The organism is Flavobacterium suncheonense GH29-5 = DSM 17707 (genome assembly GCF_000430025.1).
GTDB lineage: Bacteria > Bacteroidota > Bacteroidia > Flavobacteriales > Flavobacteriaceae > Flavobacterium > Flavobacterium suncheonense.
In genome coordinates, this window is the sequence record NZ_AUCZ01000007.1 from 179,315 (window position 1) to 198,301 (window position 18,987).

The 18,987-nt window shown below is 43.3% G+C and carries 17 protein-coding genes; 5 read left to right on the forward strand and 12 right to left on the reverse strand.

Features of this window, described 5'->3' with window-relative positions; genetic code table 11:
- Positions 1 to 5 precede the first annotated feature (5 nt).
- From G498_RS0104810 to G498_RS0104820, 3 genes are all read left to right on the forward strand, one after another.
- The gene (locus G498_RS0104810; protein WP_026980116.1) at positions 6 to 356 is read left to right on the forward strand and encodes a hypothetical protein; all 351 of its coding nucleotides are present in this window, start codon (positions 6 to 8) and stop codon (positions 354 to 356) included.
- 58 nt (positions 357 to 414) lie between these two features.
- Complete coding sequence (locus G498_RS0104815; RefSeq protein WP_026980117.1) at positions 415 to 2,616, forward strand: TonB-dependent receptor; 2,202 nt, start codon at positions 415 to 417, stop codon at positions 2,614 to 2,616.
- A gap of 127 nt (positions 2,617 to 2,743) precedes the next feature.
- A complete protein-coding gene (locus G498_RS0104820) occupies positions 2,744 to 4,828 on the forward strand; it encodes a prolyl oligopeptidase family serine peptidase (RefSeq protein ID WP_240470441.1) in 2,085 nt (694 codons plus the stop codon).
- A gap of 61 nt (positions 4,829 to 4,889) precedes the next feature.
- Here G498_RS0104820 and G498_RS0104825 read toward each other — a convergent pair whose 3' ends face one another.
- From G498_RS0104825 to G498_RS0104850, 6 genes are all read right to left on the reverse strand, one after another.
- Complete coding sequence (locus G498_RS0104825) at positions 4,890 to 5,690, reverse strand: TIGR00266 family protein (protein WP_026980119.1); 801 nt, start codon at positions 5,688 to 5,690, stop codon at positions 4,890 to 4,892.
- 61 nt (positions 5,691 to 5,751) lie between these two features.
- Entirely contained in the window at positions 5,752 to 6,567 is an 816-nt protein-coding gene (locus tag G498_RS0104830; protein ID WP_026980120.1) for an SDR family NAD(P)-dependent oxidoreductase, read from the reverse strand.
- Complete coding sequence (gene mtgA, locus G498_RS0104835; protein ID WP_035743959.1) at positions 6,568 to 7,329, reverse strand: monofunctional biosynthetic peptidoglycan transglycosylase; 762 nt, start codon at positions 7,327 to 7,329, stop codon at positions 6,568 to 6,570.
- Positions 7,329 to 8,441, reverse strand: a complete 1,113-nt coding sequence (locus tag G498_RS0104840) for an NAD(P)/FAD-dependent oxidoreductase (protein WP_026980122.1) — start codon at positions 8,439 to 8,441, stop codon at positions 7,329 to 7,331. The genes mtgA and G498_RS0104840 overlap by 1 nt, the downstream gene beginning before the upstream one ends.
- Positions 8,442 to 8,447: 6 nt before the next feature.
- Entirely contained in the window at positions 8,448 to 9,134 is a 687-nt protein-coding gene (locus tag G498_RS0104845; protein ID WP_035743957.1) for a DedA family protein, read from the reverse strand.
- A gap of 18 nt (positions 9,135 to 9,152) precedes the next feature.
- A complete protein-coding gene (locus G498_RS0104850) occupies positions 9,153 to 10,436 on the reverse strand; it encodes a dicarboxylate/amino acid:cation symporter (RefSeq protein ID WP_051269736.1) in 1,284 nt (427 codons plus the stop codon).
- 134 nt (positions 10,437 to 10,570) lie between these two features.
- Between G498_RS0104850 and G498_RS0104855 the strand changes: the two genes are divergently transcribed.
- Both G498_RS0104855 and G498_RS0104860 read left to right on the forward strand, forming a co-directional pair.
- Positions 10,571 to 12,478, forward strand: a complete 1,908-nt coding sequence (locus G498_RS0104855) for a S9 family peptidase (RefSeq protein ID WP_026980125.1) — start codon at positions 10,571 to 10,573, stop codon at positions 12,476 to 12,478.
- A gap of 132 nt (positions 12,479 to 12,610) precedes the next feature.
- Positions 12,611 to 13,807: a C1 family peptidase gene (locus G498_RS0104860; protein WP_026980126.1), complete on the forward strand. Its 1,197-nt coding sequence runs from the start codon at positions 12,611 to 12,613 to the stop codon at positions 13,805 to 13,807.
- 145 nt (positions 13,808 to 13,952) lie between these two features.
- On the opposite strand, the gene accC is transcribed toward G498_RS0104860, so the two are convergent.
- The 6 genes from accC to pdxA form a co-directional block, all read right to left on the reverse strand.
- On the reverse strand, positions 13,953 to 15,293 hold the full coding sequence (accC, locus tag G498_RS0104865) for an acetyl-CoA carboxylase biotin carboxylase subunit (protein ID WP_026980127.1): 1,341 nt from the start codon (positions 15,291 to 15,293) through the stop codon (positions 13,953 to 13,955).
- Positions 15,294 to 15,406: 113 nt separating this feature from the next.
- Positions 15,407 to 15,892: an acetyl-CoA carboxylase biotin carboxyl carrier protein gene (gene accB, locus G498_RS0104870; protein ID WP_026980128.1), complete on the reverse strand. Its 486-nt coding sequence runs from the start codon at positions 15,890 to 15,892 to the stop codon at positions 15,407 to 15,409.
- Positions 15,893 to 15,918: 26 nt separating this feature from the next.
- Positions 15,919 to 16,917: a beta-ketoacyl-ACP synthase III gene (locus G498_RS0104875; protein WP_026980129.1), complete on the reverse strand. Its 999-nt coding sequence runs from the start codon at positions 16,915 to 16,917 to the stop codon at positions 15,919 to 15,921.
- Positions 16,918 to 17,077: 160 nt separating this feature from the next.
- Positions 17,078 to 17,272, reverse strand: a complete 195-nt coding sequence (rpmF, locus tag G498_RS15600; protein ID WP_081694205.1) for a 50S ribosomal protein L32 — start codon at positions 17,270 to 17,272, stop codon at positions 17,078 to 17,080.
- Between the two features lie 9 nt (positions 17,273 to 17,281).
- Positions 17,282 to 17,821, reverse strand: coding sequence for a YceD family protein (locus tag G498_RS0104880; protein ID WP_026980130.1), 540 nt, complete (start codon positions 17,819 to 17,821; stop codon positions 17,282 to 17,284).
- A gap of 70 nt (positions 17,822 to 17,891) precedes the next feature.
- A complete protein-coding gene (pdxA, locus tag G498_RS0104885; RefSeq protein WP_026980131.1) occupies positions 17,892 to 18,941 on the reverse strand; it encodes a 4-hydroxythreonine-4-phosphate dehydrogenase PdxA in 1,050 nt (349 codons plus the stop codon).
- Between the last annotated feature and the right edge of the window lie 46 nt (positions 18,942 to 18,987).

Below are 18,987 nucleotides of genomic sequence, written 5' to 3' on the forward strand. Positions count from 1 at the left end.
AAAGCATGAGTAAAAAACTGCAACATATCAGCCTTTCGCTACTGATTAGCTTATTGTTCGCAATAGCGTTTCAGTCCGTGCACTCCTATGAGCATTTGGTGCAGCAGTTTACGGAAGAGCATTGCGACCACAAATACGATGCTTCCCAAACCGAATTCACCCACAGCCATCACGATTTTGACGACTGTTTTGTTTGTAAGTTTTCGCTGAGCAACTACATCCCGTTTGAGTTTTTTACAATTGATTTTCAACTAGTTGCCCATTCGGAACAGCACTCCTTTTTCTTTACTGAAAATCCGCTGGTGTTCTCCGAAAGTTTCTTTTCGCTTCGGGGACCACCTTGTTTTATTGCATAATTTTTTACTGCTGACACTATCGGCACGAACTTTTGTACAATAAATCAAACGTAAAACCATGAAATTTTACCTAACAGCCCTGTTGGCAGGGTTTTCCATATTTGCTTTCGGACAGCACAAACTTGTAGGCACCATCACCGACCCGCACCGGAAAGGCCTTGAAAAGGTTTCCATTGTCCTTCCGGAATTGCAGAAAGAGACATTTTCCGATGCAAACGGGAATTTTGCTTTTGACAACCTTCCGAGCGGAAAATTCAGCATTTCTTTTTCAATTATAGGCTATGCCAACAAAATCACAACCGTTTCCCTAACACAAAGCGAAACCGTTTTAGACATCGTTTTAGACGAAACTTCGACCCACATGGACGAACTGATTGTTTCGACCGTTTTCAACAAAATGCAATCGCAAAACGTGATGAAAGTAGAACACCAGTCCGTAAAAACGATGCAACAAAACGGCGCCGTCACTTTAACGGAAGGATTGGCTAAAATTCCCGGGGTTTCCCAAGTATCGACCGGAACTTCCATAGGAAAACCGGTGATTCGCGGATTAAGCGGCAACCGGGTTTTAGTGTATTCACAGGGCATTCGCATGGAAAACCAGCAGTTTGGGGAAGAACACGGCTTGGGCATGAGCGATGCCGGCGTGGAAAGCGTGGAAGTCATTAAAGGCCCGGCTTCGTTGCTCTACGGTTCGGATGCTTTGGGCGGCGTGTTGTATTTCAATCCTGAAAAATTTGCCGCACCGGAAGTTTTCACAGGGAATTTCAGCCAAAAACTGTTTTCGAACACAAAAGGCAGTAATTCTTCATTTGGCATAAAAACCTCATCGGAACACTGGAAATTTTTAACCAGAGCCAGCTATGCCACCCATGCGGATTATAAAATTCCTACCGGAGACCGAATCACCAATACGCGTTTTATCGAAAAGGATTATAAAATCGGCATTGGGTATTCGGATGTACATTATCAGACGGAATTCCGATACAACTACAATCATTTGAACATTGGTTTACCGGAAGAAGACCTGGAAAACAGCCATTCCCGAACGCCTTTGTATCCGAAGCAGGACATTGACAATCATCTGTTAAGCTGGCATCAGAAATATTTTTTCAAAAACTCAAAACTCGAAGCCGATTTGGGGTACACCCACAACAACCGAAAAGAACTCGAAGCGGCGAATGATGTAGCACTGCACATGCAACTGAAAACCGCGAGCTACAACCTGAAATATTACCTGCCAAAAACCGGAAATCTTGAAACCATTATCGGCATACAGGGGCTTCACCAAACGAACTCCAATAAAGGAAAAGAATTACTGATTCCGGATGCCACTACTAACGATATCGGCATTCTGATTACTTCGATGTACGAATGGAAAAAGCACACATTTCAGGCCGGGATTCGCTACGACAGTCGTACAATCGAAACCGAATCGCACGGTATTTTTGGGGAAGAAGGCTATTTTCAGGCCATCGATAAAAATTTTGAAAGTTTCAACGCTTCGCTGGGTTACAAAACGAAATTTCTTGACAATCTGACATTTCGCCTGAATGTTGCCACAGGTTTCCGTGCCCCGAATTTGGCGGAACTGACTTCTAACGGCGTACACGAAGGCAGCAACCGCTACGAAATCGGGAATGCCAAGCTGAAAAACGAGCAGAATTTCCAGACCGATGTAAACCTCGAATACGGCAACAATCATTTTGAATTTTTCGCCAACGGTTTCTACAACCCTATCCGCAATTATATTTTTCTGGCACCTAACGGAAATGTAATCGACGGTAACGCCGCGTTTGATTATGTTCAGGACAATGCAGCGCTTTACGGCGGGGAAGTCGGGATTCACTTTCACCCGCATCCTTTGGACTGGCTGCATTTTGTAAGCAGTTTTGAAACTGTAACCGGAAAAAAAGAAAATGGCGACTATTTACCGCTGATTCCGGCCAACAAATTTTCCAACACGCTTCGCACGGAATTCGAATGGGAAAGACTGAAAAAAACTTATGCGCTTGTAAATGTGGACTATGTTTTCAATCAGAACCATGTGAGTGCGTTCGAGACAAAATCAACGAATTACACTTTGGTGAATCTAGGCTTCGGAAGTACGGTAAACATCGGGAAAACCAAATTCGACTGCAGCCTCAATGCCAACAATCTTTTAGACAAAACCTACATTTCCCACTTGTCAAGACTGAAAAGCGACGGTATTCCGAACATGGGAAGAAATATTGTCTTGGGTGTCAATTTTAATTTTTAACACTTCAAGCTATCCGTTTAGTCGGCTTTTTTAGCATCGGAGTTTCAGTTTCTATATATTTGTTAGGGCTAAAAAAATAACTATGAAAAATTCAATAACTGCTGCAGCTCTCCTCTGCGGTTTAACTATGAATGCACAAAACACCAAGAGTTCAGGAAAAATCAAATATCCTGAAACCAAAAAAATCGAACATACCGACACTTATTTCGACACTAAAGTAAACGACCCGTACCGCTGGCTGGAAGACGACCGTTCGGCGGAAACCGGTGCGTGGGTAAAAGCGCAAAACGACGTAACGTACGGCTATTTAAAGCAGATTCCGTACCGGGAAGTCATCAAGGCCCGCATGGAAAAACTGTGGAATTACGAGAAAATCAGTGCGCCGTTCAAAGAAGGAAACTATACCTATTACTACAAAAACAACGGCCTGCAGAACCAGTCGGTGTTGTACCGTAAAGATGCCGGCGGGACGGAAGAAATCTTCTTGGACCCGAACACGTTTTCCAAAGACGGCACCACTTCGCTGGGCGGACTGGATTTTTCCAGAGACGGTTCCAAAGTGGCCTATGCGATTTCGGAAGGCGGAAGCGACTGGCGTAAAGTCATCATCATGGATGCAATGACCAAAGAAATTTTGGAAGACACGCTGGTGGATGTAAAATTCAGCGGGGTTTCCTGGAAAGGCAACGAAGGCTTCTACTATTCCAGTTACGACAAACCGAAAGGAAGCGAATTGTCGGCCAAAACCGATCAGCATAAACTGTATTTCCACCGATTGGGAACGGCGCAGAAAGACGACAAAGTAATCTTCGGCTTAGACCAGAAAAGACGGTATGTGGGCGGAAGTGTTACCGAAGACGACCGCTATTTAATCATCACGGCGGCCAATTCCACCTACGGAAACGAATTGTATATCAAGGATTTAACCGCAGAAAACAGTCCGATTGTAACGATTCTCGACCATTTCAACACGTCCAGTTACATCCTTGAAAACGAAGGCTCAAAACTGTTCATCGTAACCGACTGGAAAGCGCCGAACAAACAAATCATGACCGTGGACGCCAGCAATCCGAAGCCGGAAAACTGGAAGCCTTTCATCGCCGAAACCGAAAACGTTTTATCACCTTCGACGGGTGGCGGCTTTTTCTTCGCCAATTATATGAAAGATGCCGTATCTCTAGTAAAGCAATACGATTACACCGGAAAACTGGTTCGCGAAATTGCCTTACCGGGAATCGGTTCTGCGGGCGGCTTTGGTGGCAAAAAAGAAGAAAAAACGCTGTATTATTCGTTCACCAATTATATCACACCGGGAACCATTTATTCGTTCGATCCTAAAACCGGAACATCGGCGGTGTATCAGCAACCGAAAGTGGATTTCAAATCGGAAGATTACGTCTCCCAACAGGTTTTTTACACCTCCAAAGACGGCACTAAAATTCCGATGATTATCACCCATAAAAAAGGACTGAAATTGGACGGTAAAAACCCCACCATGCTTTACGGTTACGGTGGTTTCAACGTAAGTTTAACCCCGAGCTTCAGCATTGCCAACGCAATTTGGATGGAAAACGACGGGATTTACGCGGTTCCGAATTTGCGCGGCGGTGGCGAATACGGCAAAAAATGGCACGATGCCGGAACTAAACTGCAAAAACAAAACGTTTTTGACGATTTTATCGCTGCCGCGGAATACCTAATTGCGAATCACTACACGTCCAAAGACTTTTTAGCAATTCGCGGCGGTTCCAATGGCGGTTTGTTAGTGGGCGCCACGATGACCCAACGTCCGGATTTAATGAAAGTGGCGTTACCTGCTGTAGGTGTGATGGATATGCTCCTTTATCACACGTTCACCGCCGGAGCCGGATGGGCTTACGATTACGGAACTGCGGAAGATTCCAAAGAAATGTTCGAGTATTTAAAAGGCTATTCTCCGGTGCACAACGTCAAAAAAGGTGTTCCATATCCGGCAACAATGGTAACCACCGGAGATCATGACGACCGCGTGGTACCGGCGCACAGTTTTAAATTTGCTGCCGAACTACAGGCAAAACAAACCGGAAACAACCCTGCCTTAATCCGCATTGATATTAATGCCGGACACGGCGCCGGAAAATCGGTGGCCGCGACGATTCAGGAGAATGTAGACATACAGGCATTTACGTTGTACAATATGGGGATTAAAAAGTTACCTGTTGCGCAGAAATAATTAACTGTACTGTTATAAAAAAAGCGACCCAAACGGTCGCTTTTTTTATTTGCTATAAGAATTAAAATCGGTTGTCTCCGTCCAGCATTCTTCCTAAACCGCCTAACAGGCTGCCCTCTTCTCTTCCGCTTCCTCCGGCTTTAGGTGCAGAGGCAATGATACGGTCGGCCAATCGGCTAAACGGCAAGGACTGAATGTAAACCACGCCCGGTCCTCGCAAGGTAGCATAAAACAGCCCTTCGCCTCCGAATACCGAATTTTTAATCCCGCCTATGAATTCGATGTCGTAATCCACCTCTTTGGTAAAACCGACGATACAACCGGTATCTACTTTTAACACTTCGCCGGCCTGCAATTCTTTACGCGCCAAAGTCCCTCCGGAGTGCACGAACGCCATTCCGTCGCCTTCGATTTTCTGCATGATGAAACCTTCCCCGCCGAACAGACCACGTCCTAATTTCCTTGAAAACTCAATTCCTACGGAAACGCCTTTCGCCGCACATAAAAACGCATCTTTCTGACAGATAAATTTGCCTTGGTATTGGGATAAATCAATCGGTATAATTTTACCGGGATAAGGGGCCGCAAAGGATACTTTCCGTTTTCCGCCATACTGATTGATGTAAGCGGTCATGAACAAACTTTCTCCGGTTAGAACACGTTTTCCGGCGCTCACCAGTTTACCTAAAAATCCTTGCTGTTCTCCGGATCCGTCACCGAAAATAGTTTCCATCTTGATGCCGTTTTCCATCATCATAAAACTTCCTGCCTCGGCAATTACCACTTCCTGCGGATCCAACTCGATTTCCACATATTGCATTTCTTCACCATAAATATGGTAATCAATTTCGTGTGCTGTCATTTTTTTAGTTTTTTGATTTGTTTATTAGACGCGGGAGCCCGGAAGATGTTACAACAATATTTTATCCCAATACCGATTTGCGGATAATGCGGTTGAAGAGTTTGTACCCCAGTTTCGAACGCATAAAATGCATGGCATTGGCATCAAAACCAATGGTATAACGCGTAAAATGAGGGCGCGGATTGTTCGCAATATCGAAAAGCGTTTTGGTAATCTGAGGGGTAAGATTGGTGTTCTTTTTGGTTTTTTTGTGCAGGATTCCGGTAATTTTTTCCATCATCCGTTCATAGGAAGGGATGCTTCCGGTTTCGGATTTGACCACATGGCTCTGAAAAGCGGTCGGAGCATTCCCGAATTGTACCGTACTGACACTGATGTTAAATGCCATCAATTCGTACGACATGCACTCTGAAAAACTCTCCACAGCTTTTTTGGTGGAATGATAAAAACTTCCCAAAGGCAGATTGACCAGTCCGGCAATCGAAGAAATGTTGATAAACTGCCCGAATTGCTGTTGGCGAAATACCGGAATAAAAGCGCGACAGACCTTCACCACGCCCAACCAGTTCACATCCACTATGGCCTGGATTTTTTCGTCTTCGGACAATTCCACAAAACTGCGGTACCCGATTCCGGCATTGTTGATTACCACATCGATGGTTTTATGATTGGCCATGATTTTTGCGGCTGCGGAAGCAATACTTTCCGAGCTGCTTACATCCATAATATAACTGCTTACGTTGGGCAGTCCTACGGTATCTTTTCCGTGGTCAAAACAGGTCATGGTAGCAATGACGTGCCAGCCGTTCTCGGAAAAATATTTTGCAGTCTGCTGGCCGATTCCGCTCGACGCTCCGGTAATAAGGACGGTTTTCATTTATTCGGAAGTTTTATCGTAATCAATCGTTCCTATGTGACGCATTATCCGAACGATTTTATCCTTACGGCCGTTGGTATACGCTGAAGAGTTAGCCGCTTTGAATTTTCGGGGATTGGGCAAGATGGCCGCAATTCCGGCCGCTTCGTATTTGGTTAAATCTTTGGCGTCTTTTCTGTACCAGTATTCGGAAGCTGCCTGAGCGCCGTAAACGCCGTTGCCCATTTCGATGCTGTTCAGATAGACTTCCATGATGCGCTCTTTGCCCCAGATTAATTCTATTAATACGGTAAAATAGGCTTCCAGTCCTTTTCGCAAATAACTTCTGCCCTGCCAAAGAAACACGTTTTTGGCGGTTTGCTGGGAAATCGTACTACCGCCTTTCAGTTTTTTTCCTTTCTGATTGCTTTCGTAAGCGTTCGCCAGGGCTTTAAAATCAAAGCCGTTATGTCTTAAAAAATTACCGTCTTCGCTGGCAATTACAGCTTTTTGGAGATTGACCGAAATTTCCTCTAACGGCACCCAATCATGGTTCAGATACACTTCTTTATTGTCGGCAGTGTTTTCAATCGCCCGAATGGCCATTAACGGTGTAAACGGAACGGGTACAAATTTGAACAACACTACAAAAAAGACAGATAATCCAAATCCCCAGAGAAATACTTTGAAGAAAAAACGCACCACCCGCCCCATAAAACTTCTGTTCTGGGTTTTCGGTTTTGCTTTTGCCGCTTGCTTTTTTACCGGTTTTTTAGTTGCCATTATACTAAATCTGCTAATTCTTGTCCTACTAAACTGCCAATGGCTACCCCCATGCCGCCTAAGCGAACACCACAGTACACATTGGGTGAAAGTTGTTCAACAATTGGTTTTTTGTGTGAACCTAAGCCCATGATACCACTCCAGCGATGGGCAATGGTGTAATCCGTATTGGGCAAAATTACTTCTTTCAGCAATTGCTCCAAACGGTGCTGTATTTTTTTGGTCAGGCCAAATTCGGAAGTCGTTTCCCCTTCAAAATCGAGATTTCTGCCACCGCCGAACAAAATCCGGTTTTCGATATTCCGGAAATAGTAATAGCCTCCGTCGATATGGAACGTACCTTTGATGTCTAAATTGGGAATCGGTTCTGTAATGAGAACTTGTGCTCTTGCCGGTTTCACAGCGCCTTCGGTTATTTTTTCCGCAAAACCATTGGTGGCAAAAAGTACTTTTCGGGAAGTAAACGTAAAATCATTGGTTTGAATGGACACACCTGTTCCGATATCCTGAAACTCCGTAACATTTTGCTGGTTCAGGATCAGGATGTTGTTCGTATGGGCTTCTTTCAGCAAGGCCTGCATCATGTTCCCGGTATCGATTTGCCCTTCAAATGGATTGAAAATCAAATACTCGTGAATCCCTTTAAAATCGAAACGGTCTACTTCTTTGGTAAAAACATCCGTTTTAAAAAGCGGTTTTAAAATATCGTTTACAAAAGGTAATTTCTGCAGGCATTCGGCATAAGTATTTTCGTCTTCTCTGAGAAAAATTTCGTAACCCCCATACGGTTTGAAGTCGATGGTAGCATCCCCTAAACGCCTGCGCAGTAACTGAAGGCCGTTCCAACGCTTCTGAACTAGCTGAATCACTTCTTCTTCCGAATAATTCCTCAAATCTTCTAGGATTTCGGACAGGCTGCCAAAACAGGCAAACCCGGCATTTTTAGTACTCGCGCCTTCGGGCAAAGCCCCTTTTTCCAACACCAGAATTTTGCTTTCCGGAAAACGTTCCCGTAGCCGTAAAGCCGTATGAAGTCCGACTATACCACTGCCAACCACAGTGTAGTCTACCTTCGAAAACCAATTTTTCAGTTCCCAATAGCTAACGTTCATAAGCAATTACTTACGGGCTTTAAGTTTGTTTTTAAGGGTATTGATTACAATAGGTGCGGTTGAAATTACGATGATGCCAACCACGATCAGCTCGATGTATTTTTTTAAATCAATCTGATGGTTGTCCAAAAGATAACGGTACAAATAGTGTCCGGAGAAAATCAGGACAAACGACCACAGAAACGAACTCACAATATTATAAAACATGAATTTCTTTTTCTCCATCTGCACGATACCGGCCACAATGGGTGCAAAAGTCCGGATAATCGGGAGGAAACGGGCAAAAATGATGGCGCGTCCGCCGTGTTTTTCAAAAAATAAACGCGACTGAATCAAATACTTCTTCTTGAACCAGAAGTTATCTTCCTTGGAGTACAGAAAATGACCACTTTTAGCGCCAAACCAATAGCCGAAAATATTGCCGATCACTCCGGAAATGGCCACCAAAGAAGCCAACACCGCCACATTGGTAAATTCGTTTTCAATATAAACTAATTCCCGCATTAAGGTTTCACTGTAGATCCCGGAAAGGAACAACAAACTGTCGCCCGGCAAAAAGAACCCGGCAAACAATCCTGTTTCGGCAAACACGATAAACAGCACTACATAAATTCCGATATGATGTCCGGCTATTTCAAGATTGATGTAAAATTCAGGGTTTAATAACTGGGTCCAGTGAAACTCCTCTTTCATTTGGAATATTTTTAATAATTAATTTTCAGTTTTTGTTTCCCATTTGTCTACCGCACTGGTAGCCAAAGCGTTACCCAACACATTGGTCATGCTTCGCGCCATATCGCAAAAATGGTCAATCGGTAAAATCAGCGCGATGCCTTCCGGCGGAATACCGAACATGGCACAGGTCGCCACCACCACAATTAAAGAGGCTCTCGGTACGCCAGCCACGCCTTTACTGGTTAGCATCAGCACCAACAACATGGTTAATTGTTTGTCCAGCGGCATGTCGATGCCATACACCTGGGCAATGAAGATACTGGCAAACGTCATGTACATCATACTGCCGTCTAGATTGAACGAATAGCCTAACGGCAACGTAAAGGATACAATTCGCGGCTGACAGCCAAAACGCTCCAGCTCTTCCACCATTTTCGGAAAAACCGCTTCGCTGCTCGTGGTAGAGAATGCAATCAACAAGGGGTTTTTAATTCTTTTTAACAATGTCCACAATCGCGGTCCTAAAATCAGGTAGCCTACAAACAATAACAAAATCCAAAGGGCAATAATTCCGATAGCAAAAGCAAACAAATAGTTCGCGTACAGGCTAAAAATCTCAAACCCGTAATTGGCCACGGCTGCCGCAACGGCTCCAAAAACTCCTAGCGGTGCTACCCACATAATATAAGTAACCATTTTCAGGACGACGTGGGAAATCGAATCGAGCAGTTTTAAAATCGGTTTTGCTTCTTTTTTGCTGAACGCGGAAAGGGCAATCCCGAACAAAATGGAGAAAATTACAATCTGTAAAATCTCGTTGGTGGCAAAAGCCTCAAAAATACTTTTCGGGATAACGTGTTTAACGAATTCTTCCAGCGAAAACGATTGTGTTTTTTCCAACAGTTCCGATGCGGAAGATGTATCATCCATTTTAATGTTTGTCCCTTTGCCCGGTGCTAACGTATTGACCAAAACCATTCCCAGCAATAACGAAATCAGGGAAGCCGAAATAAACCAGCCCATCGCTTTGGCTCCAACACGGCCCACCATTTTCATGTCGCCCATTTTGGCGATTCCCACCACTAAGGTTGAAAACACCAACGGCGCAATAATCATCTGTACCATACGGATGAAAATGGTGCCGAGTAACTTTATATTTTTTGAGAAAACTTCCTTGGAATCCGGGAACTGATAATGAATAATTCCCCCTAAAATTACTCCCAGAATCAGTGCGACAATAATCGCTATAAAGAGTTTATTGTTATTGTTTTTCACTTCTACTTGAATTTTAGTCCGTGAAAATAGGCATATTTTTTCAATTAACCCGCCCAAAAACGGTTAAAATGAAAATGAAACACTAAGCTGCTAGTTTTTCAAGCCTTGGAAGATTTAATATTGTTCGCCTGTCAATAATTGCTTACTTTAGCCATTCGTTTAACATCAATTACAATTAAATGAAAAAATTACTGATTCTAACACTGGGAATGATGGGACTATCAACTGCTGCTCAGGAGGTCATGACCCCTGAACTGTTATGGAAATTGGGCCGTGTGACTCCAATCGGAATTTCCAAAGACAAAAAAAACATTGTGTACAAAGTGTCGACACCTTCCTTGGAAGAAAATAAATCAAACGCCAAATTTTACACCATTCCGGTTAATGGCGGTGCTGCTGTTGAAGTAGCCGATACCAAAGATTTGGCAACCGATAAAAACCTATCTCCGGATGCTCGATTTTTACTTTCCCACAAAGAAGTAAAAGTGGAAAAAATCCTGGGAAAAGACCTCTATCCGGAACTTAAAAAAGCCGATGCACAGGTATACAACGGATTGGACTACCGCCATTGGGACACCTGGAGAGACGGAACGTTCAACCACGTTTTTTATGCCGAGGCGAACGGAAACGACAAATCCATTCCGGTAGACATCATGAAAGGAGAAAGTTATGATTCGCCACAAAAACCCTTCGGTGGTGATGAAGATTACATCTGGAGTCCGGACAGCAAAAGCATTATTTACGTTTGTAAAAAGAAAGCCGGTACCGAATACGCCATCAGCACCAATACCGATTTATACGAATACAATTTAGAAACCAAGGTTACCAAAAACCTTACGGAGCAAAATTTAGGATACGACACGCACCCGTTGTATTCCCCAACCGGAAACCTAAGCTGGTTGCAGATGAAACGCGACGGGTATGAAGCCGATAAAAACGACATCATCGTACGCTTCAAAGGAATGGACATGAACCTGACAGCAAATTGGGACGGTACTGTGGACAGTTTCAAATGGAGCGAAGACGGCAAAAAAGTCTATTTCCTCGCAGCCGTGGACGGCACGAAACAACTGTTCGAAGTAAACTTCCCGGGCTTGACCAAAATTGCCGTTACCGTTAGACAAATTACCAATGGCGATTTTGATGTGACGGAAATAGTAGGTTTCACCGAAGGAAAAGTAATCCTAATGCGGAACGACATGAACCACGCTTCGGAAATCTATTCGTATGAATTCAAAAAGAAAGCGTGGAAGCAGCTTACCAATGTGAATACAGAAGTGTACAGCAAATTGGCGTTAAGCAAAACCGAAAGACGCTACGTAACCACAACCGACGGTAAAAAAATGCTGGTTTGGGTAATTTTACCTCCGAATTTCGACAAAACCAAAAAATACCCAACCTTATTGTATTGTCAGGGCGGACCGCAATCGGCATTAACACAATATTATTCCTTCCGTTGGAATTTTCAGACGATGGCGGCTCAAGGCTATATCGTAGTCGCACCCAACCGTCGCGGGATGCCGGGTCATGGCGTAAAATGGAACGAAGACATCAGCAAAGACTGGGGTGGACAAGTAATGGACGATTATTTATCCGCCATTGATGACGTGGCAAAAGAACCGTATGTGGACAAAACCCGCTTAGGCGCTGTGGGAGCGAGCTATGGCGGATATTCCGTTTTCTATTTGGCGGGTATTCACAACAACCGTTTCAAGACATTCATTTCCCACTGCGGAGTTTTCAACCTGCAAAGTATGTACGGCACTACCGAAGAAGTTTTCTTTAACAACTTCGATCACGGCGGCGCATATTGGGAAAAAGACAATGCCGATGCGCAGAAAGCGTATTCGCAGTTCAACCCTATCAACAAGGTAAACAACTGGAACACCCCTATTCTGATTATTCAGGGCGGAAAAGATTACCGCGTGCCAATCGGACAGGGACAGGAAGCTTTTCAGGCGGCACAGTTAAAAGGCATTAAGAGCCGTTTTGTGTTGTTCCCGGAAGAAAACCACTGGGTGCTAAAACCGCAAAATGCTCTGGTTTGGCAGCGTGAGTTTTTCAAATGGCTGAACGAAACCCTATAACTAATTGAAATCCTGATGCTTACATTGGGATTTTTTTATACGCCAAAAACCTAAAATGTTGTTAAAATCATTATTGCATTGTAACATTTTATACTTTTACCAAACATATCTGATAAACCAAAAAATAAATCTATGTTATCATTACCTATTAAACCTTTTCTTGTAGCATCGTCGTTGATTGTGAGTGCAGCTTCCGGATTTGCGCAAGACAACTTAGTAAACTCGTTAAAAATCAATGCGAGTGAAAAAAGTAAAGAGTCCTTTAAATTTACGGAAGTTATCAATATTGAAAACACCCCGGTTAAAAATCAGGGTTCTTCCGGAACTTGTTGGAGTTATTCCGCAAACTCTTTCTTAGAGTCGGAAATGATTCGCATGGGAAAAAAACCGGTGGAATTGTCTCAGATTTATTCTGCCCGTAACGCCTACATCGAAAAAGGAAGAAACTATGTAAAAATGCACGGTTCGGTGGCGTTAGGTGACGGAGGAGCTTTCCACGATGTCATCAACATGTACAAAAAATACGGAGCGGTCCCGCAATCGGTGTATACCGGTCTGAACTATGGTACCGATAAAAATAAATTTGCGGAAATGGCTGCTTTGATCGAAGGCGTACTGAAAGCCGTAGTAAGCAATCCGAACGGTGAATTGACACCTAACTGGGAGAAAGCCTATACCGCAGTAATCGATTCATATTTAGGACAGGCGCCAAAATCCTTCCAGTATAACGGAAAAACGTATACCCCTGAAACTTTTGCTAAAGAAGTGGTTGGCATCAATGCTGATGATTATGTGGAAATCTCTTCGTTACAGGAATATCCGTATTACACCAAATTTACGTTGATGGTACCGGATAACTGGTCGTACGATCAGGTGTACAACGTGCGCATGAACGAATTAACCGAAATCATTGACAACGCCTTGAAAAACGGTTATACTGTAGCGTGGGCAGGTGACGTGAGTGAAAAATCCTTCTCCTGGAAAAACGGAGTGGCTTTTGTTCCGGAAAAGAAATTTGAAGACATGACCGCAGAAGAAAAAGCAGATATGTTCAACGGACCTAAAAAAGAAGCGACCGTAACGGAAGAAATGCGTCAGAAAGCGTTTGACAACTACACTACGACAGACGACCACGGTATGCACATCGTAGGAATTTCCAAAGACCAAAACGGTAAGGAATACTATATCGTGAAAAACTCTTGGGGAACCACCAACGACTACAAAGGGTATTTGTACATGAGCAAAGAATTCGCAAAATACAAAGCAACAGCAATTATGTTGCACAAGAAAGCGATTCCGGCTGCCATTGCTAAAAAATTAAGTTTATAATAAAGCAAGCTAATGATCAATCAAAAAGAATCCCGAAAAATTTAAGTTTTCGGGATTCTTTTTTTATACTACTTAATATTTTTCCAAAACTCATCTTATAAAGAAAAACCCTAACTGTTTCGGTTAGGGTTTTTATATAGAAAACTTATTCTTTCATTTCAAAGGTTTCCATAAACTTGGTCGTGTAATTTCCGGCCACGTAATCCGGATGGTCCATCAACTGTCTGTGGAAAGGGATGGTCGTTTTAATTCCCTCGATGTAGAACTCGTCCAAAGCGCGTTTCATTTTGGAAATCGCCTCTTCACGGGTTTGCGCGGTGGTAATCAACTTGGCAATCATTGAATCGTAGTTTGGCGGAATCGTGTAGCCAGCGTAAACGTGGGTATCCAGACGAACCCCGTGACCTCCCGGCGCATGCAAAACCGTAATTTTACCTGGTGACGGACGGAAATCGTTGTACGGATCTTCCGCGTTGATACGGCATTCGATCGAGTGCAACTGCGGCAGGTAGTTTTTACCGGAAATCGGCACCCCGGCAGCTACTAAAATCTGCTCGCGGATCAAATCGTAATCGATTACCTGCTCGGTGATGGGGTGTTCTACCTGAATACGGGTGTTCATTTCCATGAAGTAGAAGTTGCGGTGTTTGTCCACCAAGAACTCAACGGTTCCTGCTCCTTCGTATTTGATGAATTCGGCCGCTTTTACAGCAGCTTCACCCATTTTCTCACGCAATTCATCCGTCATGAAAGGCGATGGCGTTTCTTCCGTTAATTTCTGGTGACGACGTTGCACCGAACAGTCTCTCTCGGAAAGGTGACAGGCTTTCCCGTAAGAATCACCAACCACCTGAATCTCGATGTGACGAGGCTCTTCAATTAGTTTTTCCATGTACATTCCGTCATTTCCGAAAGCAGCAGCCGCTTCCATTCTGGCACCTTCCCAAGCTTTCTCAAGCTCGTCTTCTTTCCAGATGGCACGCATACCTTTACCTCCACCTCCGGCCGTAGCTTTCATCATTACCGGATAGCCGATTTCTTTGGCTACTTTTTTGGCTTCTTCCAAATTTTCAAGAATTCCTTCCGAGCCCGGTACACAAGGTACACCCGCAGCTTTCATGGTAGCTTTAGCCGTAGCTTTATCTCCCATCTTCTCGATCATTTCAGGGGAAGCGCCAATAAATTTAATGTTGTGCTCCTGACAGATTTTGGAGAATTTCGCGTTTTCGGATAAAAATCCGTAACCCGGGTGAATCGCGTCGGCATTGGTGATTTCCGCTGCAGCGATAATGTTGGACATCTTTAAATAAGAAAGGTTACTCGGCGCGGGTCCGATACAAACCGCTTCGTCGGCAAACTTAACGTGTAAGCTTTCCGCATCGGCCGTGGAATACACCGCAACGGTTTTGATTCCCATTTCTCTGCAGGTACGGATGACACGAAGTGCAATTTCGCCCCTGTTGGCAATTAATATTTTTTTAAACATCTTGTTTCAATTAGATAATTAGACAATACTGAATTTAGAATTTAGAATTTAGAATTCTGAGTTTTTCAGAACCAAACTAATTTCTAACTTCTAACTTCTAACTTCTAACTTATTTATGATGGATCTACTAAAAATAACGGTTGATCGAATTCTACCGGAGAAGCATCGTCCACTAAAACTTTAACGATTTTTCCGGAAATTTCAGACTCGATTTCGTTGAATAATTTCATCGCTTCGATCACACAAACGACATCGCCTTTTCCTACTGTGCTTCCCACTTCCACGAACATTGGTTTGTCTGGAGCCGGTTTTCTGTAGAAGGTTCCGATCATTGGTGATTTGATTGTGATGTATTTGGAATTGTCGTCTTCTGCTGGTGCTGCCGGAGCCGCTGGAGCCGAAGCAACCGGAGCTACTGCAACCGGAGCTGCCATTTGAGGCATCGCCTGCATTGGAACCTGCTGAACATAGGTAGTTTCTGTTGCTCCTTCAGCGGTGGTTTTGATGGTGATTTTGAAATCATCCATTTCTAATTTTACTTCTGTAGCACCAGATTTTGCTACAAATTTGATTAGGTTTTGAATTTCTCTGATATCCATACTATTCTAAATTTGGTTTTGGTTGTTTATTGTTTGTTGTACGCCCATTTCAGGTATATGGCTCCCCATGTGAAACCGCCACCAAAGGCTGCAAATATGATATTGTCTCCTTTTTTTAACTGTGTCTCGAAATCACTTAACAGCAAAGGCAATGTTGCCGAAGTCGTATTGCCGTAACGGTGAATGTTCACCAAAACTTTCTCTTCGTCAAGCCCCATGCGCTGTGCTGTGGCATCAATGATGCGCTTGTTCGCCTGATGGGCAACCAGCCAGTTTATGTCGTCTTTTGACAGGTTGTTGCGCTCCATGATTTTCTCACTTACGTCTGCCATTCCGGAAACGGCATATTTAAAGACTGTTTTTCCGTCCTGGAACACGTAGTGTTGCTTGTTTTTCACGGTTTCTTCCGAAGCGGGTAAAATAGAACCGCCGGCTTCAATTTTCAAAAACTCTCTTCCGATTCCGTCGCTTCGCAAATACTCGTCCTGAAACCCTAAGCCTTCCGTATTCGGCTCAAACAACACGGCTCCGGCACCATCTCCGAAGATGATACAGGTTGCTCTGTCGGTATAATCAATAATGGAAGACATTTTATCGGCCCCGATTAAAAGTACTTTTTTGTAACGGCCGGATTCGATATAAGCCGATGCGGTGGAAATTCCGTAAAGGAAACTGGAACAGGCTGCGTGAAGATCATAAGCAAAAGCATTCACGGCACCGATTTGCGTGGCGACATATACGCCTGTAGAAGCAACCGGCATGTCTGGGGTTGCAGTAGCCATCAGCACCAAATCGATGTCTTTAGGATCAACTCCTGATTTTTCGAAAAGGTTTTGTGCGGCTCTTATCGCCATGAAAGAAGTTCCCTGTCCTTCTTCTTTCAGCATTCTTCTTTCTTTTATCCCGGTACGCGTGGTAATCCATTCGTCATTGGTATCCACCATGGTTTCCAGAACGGCGTTGGACAACACAAAATCCGGAACATAGGCACCTACGGCGGTAATAGCGGCTGTTATTTTATTCATAAAAGTTGTATTTTTCTTTCCGAAAAAAGATTTCAAAAAGTGGTGGAAATTACAAAAAAATTCCCAAACCCATATTCTTTTATTCCTACTTATTTACTTCGATTGGGTTTTAACAAAAAAAACTCCCACACAGTGAGAGTTTTCTCTATAATTTTTCGGATTAAGCTTCCGCTACTTGTTTGTCAATAACAACTTGACCTCTGTAGTACATTTTCCCTTCATGCCAGTACGCTCTGTGGTATAAATGTGCCTCTCCGGTTACAGGACATGTTGCAATTTGAGGAGTTGTTGCCTTATAATGCGTTCTTCTCTTGTCTCTTCTTGTTTTCGAGGTTTTTCTCTTAGGATGTGCCATCTTACTATATTATTTATCCGTTAATAGTTGTTTTAATTTATCCCATCGGGGATCTGTATTTTCTTCTTCTTTTTCTTCCACTTTTTCTTTGGGCGCCAATTGATTCAGTTTTTCGATTGCATCCGTCTGTAAGGTGCCGTCTTTAACTCCGGGGTGTACCCTTTTGGACGGAACCGACAAGACAATCATTTCATAAATATACTGGGCCACATTAATTTGATACTCGTTATGAGGAATCACCAGAATTTCTTCATTTTCATCATTAAACGTATCGCCAAATTTTACGATTAAATTCAACTTCCCTTTAATAGGCAAATCAAACTCTTCTCCAGTTAAATCACAAGGTACATTAACAGTCCCTTTGTGCTTAAAAGCGAGCTCCAGCAGAGTGCTTTTTTTATCTAAAACCAAATCAACTTTAACGTCTACAGCATTGTATTCGTCGAAGTTGTACGCTTCAAAGAACTTTTTATCAATCTGATAATCAAACTGGTGCTTTCCTTGTTTTAACCCGACAAACGGAATTAAAAAATCTTTCTCAATATTCATAACAACAGTTTTGAGCGTGCAAAGATATAAAATTATTGTAAATTCAAACGAGTTGTGAACATTTTTTTGTTTATAACTGTTTTTGCTTCGTTTTTAAGGGATTTTTAATCAGTTCGTTATGCTCGTTTCGGTTGTTGAACACGTCAATAGCCAAATAAACCGCTTCCTTAAACGAATTAAAATCCGCTTCGCCTTTTCCGGCAATTTCATACGCCGTTCCGTGGTCGGGTGAGGTTCGGATTTTATCCAAACCGGCCGTGTAATTCACGCCTTTCCCAAATGACAACGTTTTAAACGGAATCAACCCCTGGTCGTGATAGGCCGCAATGACCGCATCGTATTTTTCATATTGCCCGCTGCCGAAGAAACTGTCTGCCGAAAACGGTCCGAAAACCAACACACCTTCTTCAAACAGTTTTTTTAAAGCCGGCTTGATGATTTCGTCATCTTCTTTTCCGATTACCCCATGATCGCCGCAATGCGGATTTAATCCTAAAACCGCAATCTTCGGCTTGGAAATGGAGAAATCCTGCGTTAGTGTTTTGGCGATTGTCTTGATTTTGGTACGGATTAACGCTTCCGTCAAATGCTGGGACACTTCGTTTACCGGCACATGATCGGTTAAAAGCCCTACCCGCAAATTGTCCTGCACCATCAGCATTAGTGCATCGCCTTCCAGTTCCTGATTTAAATAATCGGTATGGCCCGGAAAATGAAATTCTTCGGATTGGATATTGTACTTATTAATAGGTGCCGTCACCAAAACATCCACCAAGCCTTCTTTTAGCGCCTTTGTAGCCGCCACAAACGACTTGATAGCATACTTGCCGACATTTTCATCGTTCACCCCGAATTCTATATTCACTCCTTCACGCCAAACATTCAGCACGTTGATTTTCCCGTGAATTAACTGCTCCAGTTTGTCAATGCCGTGCACATTCGATTCCAGATTCAGATTCTTCTTGATAAACGACAGGATTTTTACGTTAGCAAAAATAACCGGCGTACACAATTCGAGCATGTGGGTATCTTCAAAGGTTTTCAGAATTACCTCTGCCCCGATACCGTTTAAATCTCCGACGGAAATTCCAACAATTATATTCTCTGCTTTTTTAACCATGCCGATTCGTTATTTATTGCTACTTTTGATGTGCAAATTTAGCAAA